This is a genomic window from Pseudoalteromonas obscura (assembly GCF_030135505.1).
GTDB lineage: Bacteria > Pseudomonadota > Gammaproteobacteria > Enterobacterales > Alteromonadaceae > Pseudoalteromonas > Pseudoalteromonas obscura.
On record NZ_JASJUT010000009.1, the window covers coordinates 27,344 to 43,698 of the forward strand.

General features: G+C 43.5%; 14 protein-coding genes. 5 read left to right on the plus strand and 9 right to left on the minus strand.

All coding sequences use genetic code 11. From position 1 onward, the window contains the following. Position 1 precedes the first annotated feature (1 nt). Positions 2–2,335: a Tex family protein gene (locus QNM18_RS18440; protein WP_211013049.1), complete on the plus strand. Its 2,334-nt coding sequence runs from the start codon at positions 2–4 to the stop codon at positions 2,333–2,335. A 62-nt stretch (positions 2,336–2,397) separates the two neighbouring features. On the opposite strand, the gene QNM18_RS18445 is transcribed toward QNM18_RS18440, so the two are convergent. The 3 genes from QNM18_RS18445 to bioH form a co-directional block, all read right to left on the minus strand. Next, positions 2,398–3,306, minus strand: coding sequence for a putative metalloprotease CJM1_0395 family protein (locus tag QNM18_RS18445; RefSeq protein ID WP_211013048.1), 909 nt, complete (start codon positions 3,304–3,306; stop codon positions 2,398–2,400). 2 nt (positions 3,307–3,308) lie between these two features. Next, positions 3,309–3,617, minus strand: coding sequence for a hypothetical protein (locus QNM18_RS18450; RefSeq protein ID WP_023400668.1), 309 nt, complete (start codon positions 3,615–3,617; stop codon positions 3,309–3,311). A 103-nt stretch (positions 3,618–3,720) separates the two neighbouring features. Then, the gene (bioH, locus tag QNM18_RS18455; RefSeq protein WP_211013047.1) at positions 3,721–4,458 is read right to left on the minus strand and encodes a pimeloyl-ACP methyl ester esterase BioH; all 738 of its coding nucleotides are present in this window, start codon (positions 4,456–4,458) and stop codon (positions 3,721–3,723) included. Positions 4,459–4,515: 57 nt separating this feature from the next. On the opposite strand from bioH, the gene QNM18_RS18460 reads away from it, so the two are divergent. Continuing rightward, entirely contained in the window at positions 4,516–5,193 is a 678-nt protein-coding gene (locus QNM18_RS18460; RefSeq protein WP_284138090.1) for a ComF family protein, read from the plus strand. A 4-nt stretch (positions 5,194–5,197) separates the two neighbouring features. On the opposite strand, the gene QNM18_RS18465 is transcribed toward QNM18_RS18460, so the two are convergent. Further along, entirely contained in the window at positions 5,198–7,732 is a 2,535-nt protein-coding gene (locus QNM18_RS18465) for a M14 metallopeptidase family protein (RefSeq protein WP_284138091.1), read from the minus strand. A 144-nt stretch (positions 7,733–7,876) separates the two neighbouring features. Between QNM18_RS18465 and nfuA the strand changes: the two genes are divergently transcribed. Next, a complete protein-coding gene (nfuA, locus tag QNM18_RS18470) occupies positions 7,877–8,452 on the plus strand; it encodes a Fe-S biogenesis protein NfuA (protein WP_211013044.1) in 576 nt (191 codons plus the stop codon). A gap of 10 nt (positions 8,453–8,462) precedes the next feature. After that, the gene (locus tag QNM18_RS18475) at positions 8,463–8,738 is read left to right on the plus strand and encodes a hypothetical protein (protein ID WP_211013073.1); all 276 of its coding nucleotides are present in this window, start codon (positions 8,463–8,465) and stop codon (positions 8,736–8,738) included. Here QNM18_RS18475 and dinF read toward each other — a convergent pair. Then, positions 8,683–10,014 carry an MATE family efflux transporter DinF gene (gene dinF / locus QNM18_RS18480; RefSeq protein WP_417714836.1) on the minus strand — a complete coding sequence of 444 codons (1,332 nt, stop codon included), beginning with the start codon at positions 10,012–10,014 and terminating at the stop codon, positions 8,683–8,685. The two genes, QNM18_RS18475 and dinF, sit on opposite strands and share 56 nt — an antisense overlap. Between dinF and QNM18_RS18485 the strand changes: the two genes are divergently transcribed. Then, a complete protein-coding gene (locus QNM18_RS18485; protein WP_417714837.1) occupies positions 10,000–11,025 on the plus strand; it encodes a polysaccharide deacetylase family protein in 1,026 nt (341 codons plus the stop codon). The genes dinF and QNM18_RS18485 overlap by 15 nt on opposite strands. Before the next feature lie 4 nt (positions 11,026–11,029). Here QNM18_RS18485 and QNM18_RS18490 read toward each other — a convergent pair whose 3' ends face one another. The 4 genes from QNM18_RS18490 to QNM18_RS18505 form a co-directional block, all read right to left on the minus strand. Then, entirely contained in the window at positions 11,030–12,061 is a 1,032-nt protein-coding gene (locus tag QNM18_RS18490) for a protein-glutamate methylesterase/protein-glutamine glutaminase (protein WP_284138093.1), read from the minus strand. Between the two features lie 11 nt (positions 12,062–12,072). After that, the gene (gene cheD, locus QNM18_RS18495; protein WP_211013040.1) at positions 12,073–12,696 is read right to left on the minus strand and encodes a chemoreceptor glutamine deamidase CheD; all 624 of its coding nucleotides are present in this window, start codon (positions 12,694–12,696) and stop codon (positions 12,073–12,075) included. After that, a complete protein-coding gene (locus QNM18_RS18500) occupies positions 12,693–13,517 on the minus strand; it encodes a CheR family methyltransferase (RefSeq protein ID WP_211013039.1) in 825 nt (274 codons plus the stop codon). Before QNM18_RS18500 ends, cheD begins: the two co-directional genes overlap by 4 nt. A gap of 101 nt (positions 13,518–13,618) precedes the next feature. Next, a complete protein-coding gene (locus QNM18_RS18505) occupies positions 13,619–16,354 on the minus strand; it encodes a methyl-accepting chemotaxis protein (RefSeq protein WP_211013038.1) in 2,736 nt (911 codons plus the stop codon). Between the last annotated feature and the right edge of the window lies 1 nt (position 16,355).

Consider the following 16,355-nt stretch of genomic DNA (forward strand, 5'->3'; position numbering starts at 1 on the left):
CATGAGCAACATCTCAGCTCGTTTAGCCCAAGAGCTAAATGCCTCAGAACAGCAAGTGCTGGCAGCCACCACATTGTTAGATGAGGGCGCAACAGTTCCCTTTATCGCCCGTTATCGTAAAGAAGCCACTGGTGGCTTAGATGACTCTCAACTGCGCCTTTTGGAGCAACGCCTTTCATATTTAAGAGAATTAGAAGAAAGACGTTCATTTATCATCAAAACAATCGAAGAGCAGGGCAAACTGTCAACACAACTCGCCAGTGATATTGCACAAGCCAACAGTAAAACTGAGCTTGAAGACCTATATTTACCCTATAAGCCGAAGCGCAGAACCAAAGGTCAAATTGCGATAGAAGCTGGTTTAGAGCCGCTAGCCGATCAACTTTTTGCGGATCCGAATTTATCGCCAGAGCAAATGGCAGAAGACTTCACCAATGCTGATGCCGGATTTACCGATGTAAAAAGCGTACTTGAAGGCGCTAAGTTTATTTTAATGGAACGTTTTGCTGAAGATGCCAAGTTACTTGCTAAATTCAGAAAACACATCACTGACAATGCTCAATTGCAAAGTCGCGTGGTTAAAGGGCAAGAAGAAGCGGGCAATAAATACAGAGACTATTTTGAGCATAACGAAGCACTTTCAAAAGTACCTTCGCACCGCGCATTGGCCATGCTCAGAGCGCGAAACGAAGGTATTTTGCAATTAACCATTAACCCTGAACCAGAGGCACAAGATCATCAACAATATTGTGCTCAAATGATTGCAGATCATTATGGGTTGAAAGTACAAGGTGCCAAAGCCAGTGATTGGTTGATGGTCGTTGTACAATGGGCTTGGAAAATCAAATTAGCTCTACACCTTGAAAATGAGTTCTTAGGTTCTTTGAGAGAAAAAGCAGAAAGTGGTGCGATAGATGTATTCGCTAAAAACCTGCAAGACCTGTTAATGGCCGCGCCTGCTGGGCCGAAAGTAACCATGGGTATTGATCCAGGTTTGCGAACTGGCTGTAAGATCGCGATTGTAGATTCGACTGGTAAATTACTTTCTACAACCACGATTTATCCACATGCGCCCCAAAACCATTGGGAAAAATCAATTCGCACAATTGAGCAATTATCTCGCCAACACAAAGTCCAACTGATTGCCATTGGTAATGGAACTGCGTCACGAGAAACCGATAAACTTGCTGGCGAAGTACAAAAAGCAGCTTCGGATCTAAATTTAACGAAAATCATGGTCAGTGAAGCTGGCGCATCTGTCTATTCAGCATCAGAGTTTGCTGCAAATGAATTCCCTGAGCTCGATGTTTCACTGCGCGGTGCTGTATCTATCGCTAGACGATTACAAGATCCACTTGCCGAACTCGTTAAAATTGAACCTAAATCAATCGGTGTCGGCCAATATCAGCACGATGTATCGCAAAGCCAGCTTGGTCAAACCCTTACAGCTGTAGTAGAGGATTGTGTTAACTCTGTCGGCGTTGATGTTAACACAGCATCTGTGCCTCTACTCACTCGTGTATCTGGACTCAATAAAACTTTGGCGAGCAATATCGTCAAATACCGAGACAGTAATGGATCTTTTGCCAACCGAAAACAGCTGAAAAAAGTCGAGCGCTTAGGTCCAAAAGCATTTGAACAAGCAGCTGGTTTCTTGCGTATTCAAGATGGCGATGATCCACTTGATGCTTCAGCGGTTCACCCAGAGGCTTACCCAGTGGTTAAGCAAATATCTAAATCTAACGGTTTGGAGCTACAGAGCTTAATAGGCAATAGTGACGTACTCAAAAAGTTAACTCCGAATGATTATGTTGATGAAAAGTTTGGCTTACCTACCGTTACTGACATTATTGCTGAGCTAGATAAGCCTGGCCGAGATCCTCGACCTGAGTTTAAAACCGCCCAATTTAAAGCAGGTGTGGAAAAAATATCTGATTTAAAAGTTGGAATGGTGCTTGAAGGCGTAGTCTCTAACGTTGCCAACTTTGGTGCCTTTGTTGATGTCGGTGTTCACCAAGATGGTCTTGTTCACATTTCAGCAATCACCGACAAGTTTATTTCAGATCCTCGTGAGGTAGTCAAAGCCGGCGACATTGTGAAAGTAAAAGTCATTGAAGTAGATGTAGACAGAAAACGCATTAGCTTTACCATGCGCTTAAATGATGCCACTCCGTCACAAGCTGAAGGGCATAAAAATAAGCCACAGCAAAAAGCAGGTCAAAACCATAACCGTAAACCTGAACGTCGCGACAACTCAAAAGGCAACCGCCGCGATCAGGGCAATGCAGCTATGGGTAATGCATTTGCTGAAGCGTTCGCCAAATTGAAAAAGTAACTATTATCCAACAAAAAAAGGAAGGGTTAACCCTTCCTTTTTCTATTAAAAACATTCTCACTTTATACTGTCACTGAAAGCTGTGCGTCTTCATTGGGTTTGGTGATTTGTCCATAAAAGCCTTCAATTCTCAGGGCTCTAGACTCTATTTCAGGATCTCTTTCGATCGGTAATGCAACAGCAAATGGGTCGGCTTCTTGTTGCAATCTCGCTCTTTCCAATACCGGCTGTTCTGACTGCGCTGCGCCTTCTTGGGTCAAACGTCTATTTTGAAATTTTTGCACCCCGCTCGAGGCTTTGTCTTCTTCTGAGCCACTGATAGATTTTTTTGCCAACTCCGCCTGTGCAGTCGCTATTTTTGAGGTTGCATCTGCGGCAATAGCTCTATCGGCTCCCGAAGGCTCAGCAGGTGCCAAAGCGGCTGCTCTGACAGTTTGCATTTTTTCTATCGTTTGCTGTGGGTCCCCTTCTACAGGAGCCACATCAATCATCACTTGTCCGCCTACGGCATAATTGTTACCGTCTGGACCTCGTTGATATTCGTAACTCGGTGCACCAGCATATTGACCACCAACTCTTGCATGCGCCTGCTCATGAAGTTTTACTTCGCGATCTCTATCTTTGAGCTCTTTTAATTGTTGCTCGTCCTGCTCCTGTTGAGCTTGCTCACGTTCAGAAAGTTCCTCTTCTGAAGCTTGGCTCTCTTTCTGCCCATCGCCTTTTTCGTCGCCACGTTCATTGATAGATTTGCTGTCTTTAAGTTGCCCGTTTGCATCGTATGTGTCTTGCGAGTCATGTTCTGCGGTGCGAGACTTGTCATTGTCTTGGAGTGCTTTATTTTCCGTCGCAGGTGGGGGGACTGCTGCGGGCTTTGGGATCACTTCACGCAGCTGATTATCTCGTCTAGCCGTTTCCGTGTAGACGTTTGCGGTATTGAGGTTAATCGCCGGTTGAGGCGTGACGATGTTCATACTTACACTTTAATATCAATCAAAGTTCCTAGCACTTCATCAGCAGTTTGAATCGTCTGCGCATTTGCTTTAGCATTGAACTCCTCCACCTTTAAGTTGACTAATGATTCATCAATTCTCGGTGGTTGAGAAACAGGTGCCGTAACAGCCTCTTCAGGTCTTGCTGCTTCAAGCTGCCTTTGCTGAGCCAACTGTTCATCACTTTGCTGATCAATCGTCGCACGATTTATGTCAGCAGAGGCTCTTTCAATATTTTGTTGAGCACGATTAAAACCTTCAACGCCTGCGTTTAGTACGTCTCCAATAGGCATAATAGACTCCAAATTACTTTTTCACTAACCTAATTATTGCTCATATTATGTTCAAAATAAAGTGTAGGCGGCAATTTTTTGCCGCCTTGTGGGTGAATATATTTTAAAGGACTGATTTTAGGTAACTAATAAAATCATCTCGATGAGAAATAAACGGTGCGTGAGATGCTTTTGGTAAGATCTCATAGCTAAATTGCGGGTTTATCAGTGAAAGCTCAGCCGCAACATTTTGAGGAACTAACGAATCTAAGCGACCAAAAATACCGTAAACCGGGCATTTCAGATTGGCAAAGTCAGATCTTAGATCAACGTTTTGCAAAATGTCTAAACCTGCACTGAGTGCAGCATCATTCGGCTCAGGAGCCAAAAACAACAACTCTTTCAGTTGCTTGATATCTGCCTTGGCGTGTTCGCTACCCATAGCTTGTATCGCCAAAAAACGTTCTATTGTTTTTCGGCTATTTTTTGCTAGCTGTACTTTAAACTGTTCAAGAACTTGCGCCTTAATACCGGGCCATTCATCATTCTCGCAAAACTGCGCATTTGAGGATACTAGCACGAGGCTGGCTACTTTTTCTGGATATAAGGTAGCTAATTTAGTTGCCACTAAACCACCCAAAGACCAGCCAATCACAATACTGTTTGACTGAATTCGATTAGACAATGACTTTACTATCACATCTAATGAATACGCGTCTGCAGGCATCGGCTCTCCGCCAAAACCGGGTAAATTAAGGGCTTTTACAGGCTTTCCCAATGCGTCACTTAGTGCAGCACCAATAAGCTGCCACACTTCTTTATTCATTCCCCAACCGTGCAGTAGCACAATTTCACTTTGCATTTTAATACGCCTCGAGCCAAAATTACCGCTATGATATCGTTTCAAGGAATGAATGCAATGTCACTACTACAGGCTTTAACAAAAAGCTTTTTCCCTGCAAAATGCGCATCTTGCCAACGCTATATAGAAAACCCCGGCTTATGCACTAGCTGTTATCAAGCACTCCCTTTGTTTGACCAAGCTGATCAAAACTTGCTGGTGCGCCCCGATATAAACCGCATGTTTAATTTACCAGACTGTGACGGTTTGAGCGCCTGTGGTTGGTATCATGGACAGCTTGCAACTTGGGTAAAACAAGTTAAATACCAGCACAGTCGCCAAGCGACTATGGTACTCAGACAAATTATCGACGCGCAGTGGCGCAGGCTCAATTTGCAAAACCTTATCTGTGCTGATGGAGTTATTCTCGTCCCCTTGCCTAGTAGCCGTTTAATCTATCGTGGCTACAATCAAGTTTATCAAATGTGGGCACCAATGCTAAAACAGTACAATGTTAATATCCTCAGTACCATTGGCAAAAAAAGTAGACCATCGCATGTGTCGCTCTCTAAACGTGCGCGACAAAATAATGCCAAACATGCGTTTTATCTAAAACAAACGTTAGAGTACAAGCGGATTTTAATCATTGATGATGTGATCACCAGCGGTGCCACAGTCAATGCCATAGCCTCGTTATGCAAGTCAGCAGGCGCACAATCCGTCTGGGCATGCGCTACCTGCATCACTGAGTTATGAAAGCCTATTCAACACTGCTTGCAAAAAATAATGCGTTGTTTAATAGTCGACTTGTGCCGTACCAATAGCCGCGAAATACCGGGTTATCGGTCATTGCAATCACCAATCCTTTACCATATTTCCTTGCAACCAATGCGCTGCTATTCGCTATTTGTGCAACATTCTTTTCATGTGCATATCCCGATAGCAAAGGAGCATTGCTATATTTCAGTACGGTACTAAAGGGCTTACTGCTATGTTTCATAACCCAAGTACTATTTTTAAAAAGCGGCAGCGTGCCATCTTCATAGCCAAATGCCAATGGATGAGTTACATCTACTTCAGCTTGAAAGATTGCGCCAGCAATACGCTGCTTTGCCGCCAGTGCATCACGTTCCGAATAAGGTAAATTATCTGTCTTAAACAATGCTTTCATTTCAGTTTTTGAAACCGTTTCAACGCTCAGCAGTTGCTGATCGATTAACCACTTTGCGCCGCGTTTTTGGCCCCAAATTATGCCACCACTTTTTACCCATGAGTATATTGCTGCCTTGGCCTGTTTAGTGAGTCGATCATAACGGCCGTCTGCCAAGATAATATGTGTATATCGAGAGAGGTCTATTTTACCTAGACGATGCTGTTCGACAATTGTAGGGGCTAAGCTTACATGTCTGTCTAAGTGATACCATATCTCTCCAACTTCATATTGACTTGTGCCCTCGCCGCCAACCAACAAAGCTTTTGGTTGTTTAATTGGAGCCATTAATCTTGAGCCTAAGTCTATTCCACTCGCTGTTAAACCTGTGTCAATTGCGAATAGTTGAATCTGTGTTTTATTTGCGATATCAACTAACTTAGCCTGCCAATTGGACAGTTTTTGAAGTCCAGCAGGGATCACAATGCTGCCTGCGGAAAAAGATTGCTTCCCGGTTTGTGTTTGCGCAGTAAAAGATTTTAGTGCTCCTCGAACTTCAAACCCTTCTGCCAACAATAAATTGAGTAGTTTTGGTGCTAAATAATGATGCCACTCAAAGGCAAAAGCGTAGCTATTGGACAATTGCTCTTCGGAAAAACTAGACTGTGCAGGCTCCCATGGAGATTGGCTATACTTTAGCCCCCAACTACTCGTAACAGTAGTGAAATTCAAATCATATGCATAGGGTAGTGTCCACCCCGACACGTCGTAAAAGGTGTTGTCTTCAAACTCTGTCTGCGTAGAAAAAGCAGCCTTTATAAAACGATATTGTTGCTGCTGCAAAGGAATATATAAATCACCAACTTGATATTCATGGTCGGCTAACGTGATGGCTTTATTTATAGGGTAGGCATTGATTTGATGACGTTTAAGCAAAGCAGCAAATTGCTCAAAACGATATGTATCTTTTCCTTTTGCAACAATATACCCCTTGAACTTTTCTTTACTAGCTAGGCGCTCAGCTTCAGCAAAAAAACTTCTTTGATAAGCCATTAAGGCTTCTTTATGTGCTGTAGCGCCAGTAAACGTAGACAATGACGTGAGTAGTTGATTCTTAATTGTGCGATGAAAATATAAATCACCGTTAATAGACTCTTGTAAATGGCCCCTACTACTCGCTTGCTCAAATAAAATTCCAATCGTGCCATTTACGTCTGGGTAAGTTGAACCTTTACCTATGTAAAAGTCATCAAAGCTCTCTTGAGTAAAATATAGTTGCCGCTCTTTATCTAATGTTTGAGCATGATACTTTGCTAGGGCGTGTGTTAGTGTTTGGTTCTTTTTTGGCGTAAGTGGATGGGTTCTAGATGGGATCCCCGGCTGAAAAAAGTAGCTGCTATTTGTTCCCATCTCGTGAAAATCGGTGAGTACAGTGGGCTTCCAACGATGAAATTGTGTAACTCGCGCAATAGATTCAGGGTGTTGTAACAACAGCCAATCTCGATTTAAGTCAAACCAATAGTGATTCGTTCGCGCCGATGGCCAAGATTCAACATGCTCCCGATGAGCGGGATCTGACGACAATGCTTTCCCTCTGTGGCTGTTCGCCCAATGGGCAAAGCGTGCCAATCCATCTGGGTTCATCGCAGGATCAAGCAAGATGATATTATTTTTCAAAATATGCTCAACTTCCTCTCCCTGTCCGGCTGCCAAATAGTAGGCCACCAGCATTGCGGCATTACTACCAGACGGCTCATTGCCATGCACGCTATATCCCATCCATATTATATTCGGTGCATCAGATGATGCTACGCCCTCTTTTAAACTGTCCAGATGCGCTTCGCGCAATGACTCTAACTTCTCTTGTTGTGCAGGGCTGGTGATTGCCAGTTGCAATAAAGGACGCTGTTCATGACTGTAGCCAATCGTCGATAAGCTGACCCTCGGACTTTGCTTAGCAAGTAAAGTGAGATAGTGGACTAACTGGTCATGACGTACATGCCATTCACCCACTTCATAACCCAAAACTTCATTAGGTTTAGTAATACTTTGGTCAAATTTTATATCGGGAGAAAAATAAAAGGTGATTGGCTTCGCATGGCTTGCAAATACAAAAAAAACCAGCAGTAACAAAAATATTCTCATACTAATTCCATCTTAAATCGCTCACTAGTAAGCTAACAAGTTGATCCAATTCACCGCAAATTTTTACGTCCAACACTAGCTACAACCGGACGAGGGGAGTATCATAGGGAGTAACCGAGTAAATTAGTCAAGTATAGCCAGATTATGATCACAATTTCAGAATCAGCCCAAACACATTTTGCCAAACTGCTCAGCGATCAAGCTGATGGCACGAGTATCCGCGTATTTGTTGTAAACCCAGGAACAGCACAAGCTGAATGTGGTGTATCTTACTGTCCAGCAGATGCTGTTGAGCAAAGCGATATACGCTTTAACTTCAACGGATTTGACGCCATCGTCGATGAAGAAAGTGCGCCTTTTCTAGAAGAAGCAGAAATCGATTTTGTTACCGACAAAATGGGCAGTCAACTCACATTAAAAGCACCAAATGCTAAAGCGAAAAAGCTGAAAGATGACGCAAGCTTGGCAGAGCGTGTTGAACACATGTTAGTCACTGATGTTAATCCACAGCTTGCCAATCACGGCGGTCAAGTGAGCCTCGTAGAGATCACAGCTGAAGGCATCGCCGTATTGCAATTTGGTGGCGGTTGTAACGGTTGCTCAATGATCGATGTCACTTTAAAAGAGGGCATTGAAAAAGAAATGGTTGCAAAGTTTGACGAAATCACAGGTGTGCGCGATATAACAGAGCACGCACGTGGCGACCACTCATACTACTAACCTATTCAGTATGTTAACGCAGTTTATCTACCGCTTGGGGTCCAACCCCAAGCGCAGTCTCAAGTTCTTTTTTACTGGTATTGGTATATTTGTGCTCGCAATGGGATTGTTCGCATTGAGCTATTACCATGACCCAAGTTGGCGCTATGCTGGGCTTGCCGTTTTATTTCCAGCATTAGGGATCGCTGGGTATGGCTATTTAGGAATTTTTGCAAACCGCTTTTCACAAGTTATTTCAGCAAGGCGTTCTGCACGTCAAGCTTTCGATAACGGTAAATCAAAGTAATTCCTCGCAGAGCCATGAAGCACGTCATCGCAAACCATAGCGCATGATTGCCATGATCCAGCAGCAAATAAACGGGCAAGAAAAAGCCAAGCGAAGCAGAAAGTATCATGCTGTTACGCATTTCTCTTGCCCTTGTTAATCCAACAAACACACCATCGAATAAAAAGCAGCTCATCGCGATTAAAGGTAATACTACAAGCCAAGGTAAGTAAACTAATGCCGTCTCTACAACACTTGGAATACTGGTTAGCATGCCAATGATCGCTGGTCCAAAAACAGCAAACACAAGACAATAAAGTACTGCAAAAACACTCCCCCACAATGTGCTCACAGCAACCCATGCTTTTAATTTTTCGGCATCTTTTTCACCTTTAGCCTGCCCGACTTTTGCCTCAACCGCATATGCAATGCCATCCATTGCAAAGCTCACCAGCATTAGAAAGTTAAGCAATACCGCGTTTGCAGCAAGCGTATTATCACCTAAACGCGCACCATAAAATGTCATAAAGCTAAAACACAATTGCAATACCAATGAACGAATAAAGATATCTTTATTCAGCGTCAATAAATGAATAAGATGTTGGCGGCTCGGTCTTAACCACAAAAATACCCAACCTTTCTTTTTCAGTAGTGAGCTGGTTAACCACACAGCCAGCACCAATGCGCTATAGTCTGCGATAACAGACGCCCATGCAGCACCTGCTACTCCCCATTCAAAACCAATAACAAACAATAAATCCAAAACAATGTTGACAAGGTTAGTAAACAGCACAATATAGAAAGGCCCCTTGCCATACTGCAAACCCAACATAAAACCCAGCAAGACCAAATTCATCATTGCCGCAGGCGCACTGTATATACGGATCGAAAAATAGAGCGAGGCTTGTTCCATAACATCGCTGCTAGGGTTGGCTAACCGCTCAATCACCTCAAGTAAAAATGGCGATAATCCAATGAGCGACATAGCAAATAGCAGTGCGATAGCCATACTTGCCAACAAAGATTGGTATGAACGAGCTTGATTTTTCTCGCCATAAGCTTGTGCTATTTCCCCTGTTGTACTCATACGCAAAAAGCTGGCAAGCCAAAATAACAACGCAATACTGCCCGAGCCAAGCGCGATGCCCGCCAAGTAGTGAGCATGACTTAAATGGCCAATCACAGCAGTATCAACTAATCCTAACAGTGGTACCGAAATATTTGATAAAATCATCGGCGCTGCGAGAGTAAGTAGTGGAATATGATAAGGTGTACGCAGGTAATGAAAAAGCTTCATAATTTAGTTCTATTTGTTGGTTTAGCAAGTGTGCAAGCGCACAGTGCGACTATCTTACAATATCATCATGTCAGTGAGAAACTGCCGCCTGTTACCAGCGTCAGTGAGGATACCTTTAAATCTCATTTAGAGCATTTAAAAAAGGGCAATTATAACGTCATTGCGCTAGATGAATTCCTCAATCATCTTAAACAGGGGAAGCAACTCCCGCTAGGTACCGTTGCAATTACTTTTGACGATGGATATGACAACAATATAGAAGCGGCTGCCCCGCTTCTCGAAAAATTTAACTTTCCCTACACGATTTTCGTCAACCCTAAATTGATTGATGAAGGCAAAAGTTATGTCATGACATGGGATGAATTAAGAACTCTGTCAAAACGCGGCGCACTGATAGCAAATCACAGTGCCCAACACGACTATTTGCATTTACGTCAACCTGGTGAATCTGAGGAGCAATGGGCCAAGCGCATAAGTCATGATTTAACTTGGTCACAACAACGTATTAATGCTGAAATCGGGCACAATTACCCCTACATTGCATACCCCTATGGCGAGTTTGACTCAGCACTGCAATCACTTGTGCAACAACTTGGCTTAATAGGTATTGGCCAGCATTCAGGTGCAGTTGGTCCAACAACTGATTTTACGCGAATTCCTCGTTTTCCAGCCTCTGGCATTTACAGTAATTTAAAAACGCTGAAAGTTAAAATTGATTCTCTCCCATTCGAGATTGACCAATTAGCCTATAACAATTCAGTGACCAAAGAGCGCCGTCCTTCAGTTACAATAACATTCAAAAATATGGACTTTAGTAAACATCAATTGGCTTGTTTCGTATCAGGAGTTGGCCGCGCAGAATTAAACTGGCACTCAGAAAACCAAGTGGCTGTAACTAGTCCAGAGCGTTTACCGAAAGGTCGTTCTAGATACAATTGCACAGCGCCTTCAAAAACACATAAAGGCCGCTTTCACTGGTTTTCACAGCCTTGGGTAATACAGATAAACTAATCGTTTAGCGACTCGCGGAGTGTAATAGAGCCTTGGCCATTGCATCTAAAGACACCACTTTATTTGCGGCATTGAGTTCAACCGCTGCGCGAGGCATTCCCCACACAACACATGAGGCTTCGTCTTGAGCAAATGTGTTTGCCCCAGCCTCTTTTAATCTCAGTAGCCCCTGTGCGCCGTCAGACCCCATCCCAGTTAGCAACGCTGCATGCACATAACTCGCGACTGGTAGTAAGGAGTCAAATAATACATCTACAGCAGGTTTATGACGATTGACCTTATCGCTATCACTCAGCTGACACACCAATTTAGACCCTTTTTGTACGACCAGTAGGTGTTTATCTCCCGGGGCAATAAATACCTTGCCCGCACCGAGCTCATCCCCTTCTTCTGCTTCTTTCACATTCACGGTGCAGCACCTGTCCATACGTTGCGCAAATGAAGTACTAAAAACAGGTGGAATATGCTGTGTAATTACAACTGGAGGGCTATTTGACGGTAACTTGGTTAGTACTTCTCTCAGCGCTTCAGTTCCGCCAGTTGAGGCGCCTATTGCCAAAACACTCAAACTTTGAAAACGTGCATCACTGGGCATCGCTTGCGCTGTGTTTTGCTGCTTGTCAGGTTTAAAGGCCCTTACTCTCGCTCGACTTGCCGTGCGAATTTTTTGGTACAGTACATCTGCATATGCTTCCAATTGCTCCGCGACATTAGACATAGGTTTGGCAATAAAGTCGACAGCCCCCGCTTCTAACGCTTCAAGGGTCTCTGGCGACCCTTTTTGGGTCAACGTAGATAACATAACAACGGGCATCGGTCGCAACCTCATTAAGTTCTTTAAAAAACTTAACCCGTTCATTTTTGGCATCTCAATATCAAGGGTAAGCACATCAGGCTGTAGCGCCTTAATCATATCTCTCGCTTCATAGGGATCTTTAGCTGCCCCCACAACCTCAATATCTCCTGCTTCCTCTAATACCGCTTTCAAAACAGCTCTAAGCAAAGGTGAGTCGTCTACTATCAAAACCTTTATCATTGCTAATTACTCTAAAATAACTCGATATCGGTTTGTGCATCTTGCGCCTCGATATCATGTAAGTATTTAACCTCACGTTTTTCAATCGTGTCATTGTGTACCTGCCGCAGTTTTTTTACCTTCGCAGAACCCGACTGAGGATGAAATACCACCTTTCTGGGCCAAGGCCCCCCCACATCATGTGATACCAATTCTAAGTGCTCTTCTTCAACATAAGCTCTTGCAAAACGGATGTTGCCCACTCCGATATCCGTCATCGCACTAATTATTTTTCCACCACCAAATAGCTTTACTTTGAGGTTGTTACGACTGGCACCATTTTTTAAAACTTCGTTTATCAAAAACTCCATCGCCCAGTTTCCATAGCGGCAATTAAAGTCATCTGAATGAACATTCGTCACATTTGTCATCTTCTGAGCACCCGGCAACATAAAGTGATTCATGCCACCGATCCCCAGCTTTTCGTCGTACACACAGGCTGCAATACAAGACCCCAATACCGTCGAGATTAACTCATCATTTTTCGACACGTAAAATTCGCCCGGTAAGACCTTAGCTACAACCTTACTTCGCCCCGCATCCCAAAACCGTTTTACATGTTCAAAGCCATTTATTACAGGCCTAAAGTGGCTCATGTTACATCCACCCTCTTATACATAGTTTTGCCCAAATTTTTAAAGTCTCTGCGCTCTTTACTCATTGTTTCTGAGTGGCCTATAAATAAATGTCCATGTGACGGCTCTAACATGCGATGGTATCCATCAAATAGACTGTCTTTTGTCTCTTTATCAAAATAAATCAACACATTTCGACAAAATATCAAATCAAACGGGCCTTTCATTGGCCAAGGTTCGAGCAAGTTCAGACGCTTAAAATAAATGAGACTCTTCAATTGTTCTTTAACACGGTATTGACTACCATCACTGCTTTTCAAAAACCACTTTCTCAAGTGATTTTCATCTAAGCCCGTCACTGACTGGCTGCTATAAATGCCTTCCGCCGCTTTTGAGAGAACATTGGAGTCCAAATCAGTCGCTAAGACCTTCACGTCCCAGTCACTTGGAAACTCATCTTTCACAGTCATTGCAATACTGTATGGCTCCTCACCTGTCGAACATCCAGCAGACCAAAAACGTGCTCTTTTAGACAATCTATTGTCCTGCTTAATACGTGGAATTAAGTCGCTTTTTAAGTATTCAAAATGATGCGATTCTCGAAAAAACGAGGTTAAATTCGTCGTAATTGCATTAATAAAGTGGCTAAACTCTTGATCACTACTGTTGTCTAAGAATGTTAAATAGTCCTCAAAATTTTTCAGCCCATTTGCTCTTATCCGTCTAGCAAGACGCGAATACACCATCTCTCGTTTATGTGGCCCGAGCACAATGCCACATGCGCTATATACCTTTTCAGAGACTTTCTGAAAATCAGTGTCTGTAAACTGAAACTCTTTCATACGCTCTCAACGCTCAAATAGTTCAATTAATAACCAAAAAGTTAGCTGGTGCTTTTTGTAAGAAGAGGCCCTCAGCTCAGAGGGCCTCTACAAACTTGTGGTTAAAACTCTTCCCACTCTTCGGAATCATCTGCAAAGCGGTTTGCAGGTTCTGTAGATCTTTGCGACAGGTTAGAGGTGACTTTCGCAGGCGTGCTATTATTCAACTGCATGCTTCCTGCATTACTCACTGGCTGTTGAGGTGTATTCAACCGCTTGGTTGGCAAGCTGCTGACCGACGCTGGCAGGCTATCTGTATTTGAGTCGCCAACATTAAAGAAGTTTAATAGCCTTCTCATATCATTAGCTTGCTCAGCCATTGACTCCCCAGCTGCAGAAGCCTGTTCCACCAACGCCGCATTTTGCTGCGTCATCTCATCCATTTGGGCAACGGCTTTATTGACCTGCTCAATACCAGAGCTTTGCTCTTCGGATGCTTCAGCAATATCAGATATCATTTCTGTCACACGTTTTACTGCGGCAACAATTTCTTTTAACGTTGCGCCTGATTCATTCACTAATAAGGTGCCATCTTCAACTTTGCCAACACTGTCTCTAATCAAGTCCTTAATTTCCTTCGCAGCACCTGCTGAACGTTGTGCTAGATTCCTAACTTCACCTGCTACAACTGCAAACCCTCGCCCTTGCTCCCCCGCTCTTGCAGCCTCCACCGCGGCGTTTAATGCAAGTAGATTAGTCTGAAACGCAATTTCGTCAATGACGCTGATAATATCTGCGATCTTTTTACTAGATTCATTGATCTCTGACATACTTGAGACGGCTCTGTTAACCACTTCACCACCTGTTACCGCTTTTTCACTTGTTTCTGCCGCAAGCTCATTGGCAACTTTGGCGTTATCCGCATTCTGTCTTACCGTGCTGGTCATTTCTTCCATACTTGACGCTGTTTCTTCTAGAGATGACGCTTGTTCTTCTGTACGCTGACTCAAGTCCGCATTACCTTGGGAGATCTCTTCAGCGCCACTGGCCACCATAGCGGCAGAAGAACTGATTCGATTCAACACTTCTGTTAATTTATCCGCCGTCGTATTCGCGTCTTGTTTAAGTTTGTCAAACGCGCCTTTATAGTCTGCATTGATCCTTTGAGTTAAGTCCCCGTTAGCCAGTGCATCTAACATGTTTACGGTGTCTGATACCGCATCATCTACCAGAGAAACCAAACCGTTTAGCCCTTGGGCTAAGCGAAGGTAGAACCCTTGTTTATCATTTTCATTGAGGCGAACGGCCAAATTACCTTCACGCGCTGATTCGACTAGCTCATTGACTTCCGATTCGATCGCCACTTCATCTGTCCGGTCTTCCCATTCGACCACAGTACCAATACGCTCACCATCTGATGCCAAAATAGGGTTAGCAACTAAACCAAATGTACGCCCGCCTACTTGGATCTCTGTTTTATAGGTATCAGTTAAGTGACTGACCATATTGCGCTGATGCGCAGGGTTCTTATGGAAGACATCAATATTGGCGCCCATCAGTTTATTACTATCAAAGTTGGGGAGATCTTGTCGAATATCGCGCTCAGCATTTTTCATCATGGATGTCACTGACTCGTTCATATATACAATATTGAAATGACCATCCGCAATCATGGTATTGGTTGCAACGTTGTCCAATGCGCGACGTACACGTAGATTTTCGTTTGCCGCTTTTTGCGCTTCACGCTCTTGTACCAACCTCTCAGTCTTGTCTTCCCACTCAACAACCGTGCCCAGACGGTTGCCATTTTCATCTTGTACTGGTGTCGCAATTAAGCCAAAGGTAAAACCGGCAACTTCGATATCTGTCTTGTAGGTGTCCGTCAAATTACTCAGCAAATTCCTTTGATGACTCGGGTTGGCATGAAATATGTCAATGTTTTGCCCCATTAATGTATCCACATTAAAGCGTGGCAATGCCGTTTGTAGTTGCGCTTGGTTTTTTCTCAACATACTCATGACTGACTCATTACCATATACGATATTGCAGTCATCATCTGCTAACATGACATTCGCTTGGCACACATTTAAAGCACTAGATATCCGTGCATTTTTCGCAGCTTCATTTTTTTGTTTCTGTTCAATGGCTAGCTGCTCTGTCAAGTCTTTCCACTCAACTAACGTGGCAATACGTTCATTGTTTTTATCAAACACAGGTGTTGCAATTAAATCAAATGTCAGCCCGGCAACTGTGATTTGTGTTTTGTACACATCTCTCAAACTCGCTAACAGGTTTCTTTGATGACTGGGATTGGCATGAAACATGTCTATATTTGTGCCGATCGTGGTTGCAACATTAAAGTTAGGTAACTCTTTTCTCAATTGGTGTTCGTTTTGTCTCAGCATGACGGTTACGGAGTCATTCATATAGACAATATTTAGCTCACTGTCTGCAACCATAATGTTTGCCTGACAGCCTTTCAGTGCCAGCAACAAACTTTCAGTGTGATCGTCTTCATGCTCCTCTTCTCGCACATCGACATCTACATTCGATAACACCCTATGCAATTGGGGGAAACCTGACAGGTCCAACTGCTCAAACTGTGCGCGATTACCCACCTTCAACAATGGCATCGCGGCATAAACAGCCACCAGCTGTCCAGTAATGGGAGATAAACCATTTTTTAAAAATACTAAAGCAGCCGCAATACCCAAAAGCGGAACTAAAAATGACATCATTCGTATTTGCTCTGATTCAGCTTGCCCTAGCTGAGCACCAACAATGACACTAATAACCAGAATCACCCCAGTTACTAAGATCTTGTTATTAATACTGCTTTGGATACTCTGTTCGCTCATT

What these genes read in the sequence shown, in the direction of transcription:
- QNM18_RS18475 (WP_211013073.1), top strand. Translation starts at nt 8,463, where the DNA reads ATGTTAACGCAGTTTATCTACCGCTTGGGGTCCAACCCCAAGCGCAGT.
- QNM18_RS18445 (WP_211013048.1), bottom strand. Translation starts at nt 3,306, where the DNA reads ATGAACATCGTCACGCCTCAACCGGCGATTAACCTCAATACCGCAAAC.
- QNM18_RS18440 (WP_211013049.1), top strand. Translation starts at nt 2, where the DNA reads ATGAGCAACATCTCAGCTCGTTTAGCCCAAGAGCTAAATGCCTCAGAA.
- QNM18_RS18500 (WP_211013039.1), bottom strand. Translation starts at nt 13,517, where the DNA reads ATGAAAGAGTTTCAGTTTACAGACACTGATTTTCAGAAAGTCTCTGAA.
- QNM18_RS18460 (WP_284138090.1), top strand. Translation starts at nt 4,516, where the DNA reads ATGTCACTACTACAGGCTTTAACAAAAAGCTTTTTCCCTGCAAAATGC.
- dinF (WP_417714836.1), bottom strand. Translation starts at nt 10,014, where the DNA reads ATGAAGCTTTTTCATTACCTGCGTACACCTTATCATATTCCACTACTT.
- QNM18_RS18485 (WP_417714837.1), top strand. Translation starts at nt 10,000, where the DNA reads ATGAAAAAGCTTCATAATTTAGTTCTATTTGTTGGTTTAGCAAGTGTG.
- nfuA (WP_211013044.1), top strand. Translation starts at nt 7,877, where the DNA reads ATGATCACAATTTCAGAATCAGCCCAAACACATTTTGCCAAACTGCTC.
- QNM18_RS18450 (WP_023400668.1), bottom strand. Translation starts at nt 3,617, where the DNA reads ATGCCTATTGGAGACGTACTAAACGCAGGCGTTGAAGGTTTTAATCGT.
- QNM18_RS18505 (WP_211013038.1), bottom strand. Translation starts at nt 16,354, where the DNA reads ATGAGCGAACAGAGTATCCAAAGCAGTATTAATAACAAGATCTTAGTA.
- QNM18_RS18490 (WP_284138093.1), bottom strand. Translation starts at nt 12,061, where the DNA reads ATGATAAAGGTTTTGATAGTAGACGACTCACCTTTGCTTAGAGCTGTT.
- bioH (WP_211013047.1), bottom strand. Translation starts at nt 4,458, where the DNA reads ATGCAAAGTGAAATTGTGCTACTGCACGGTTGGGGAATGAATAAAGAA.
- cheD (WP_211013040.1), bottom strand. Translation starts at nt 12,696, where the DNA reads ATGAGCCACTTTAGGCCTGTAATAAATGGCTTTGAACATGTAAAACGG.
- QNM18_RS18465 (WP_284138091.1), bottom strand. Translation starts at nt 7,732, where the DNA reads ATGAGAATATTTTTGTTACTGCTGGTTTTTTTTGTATTTGCAAGCCAT.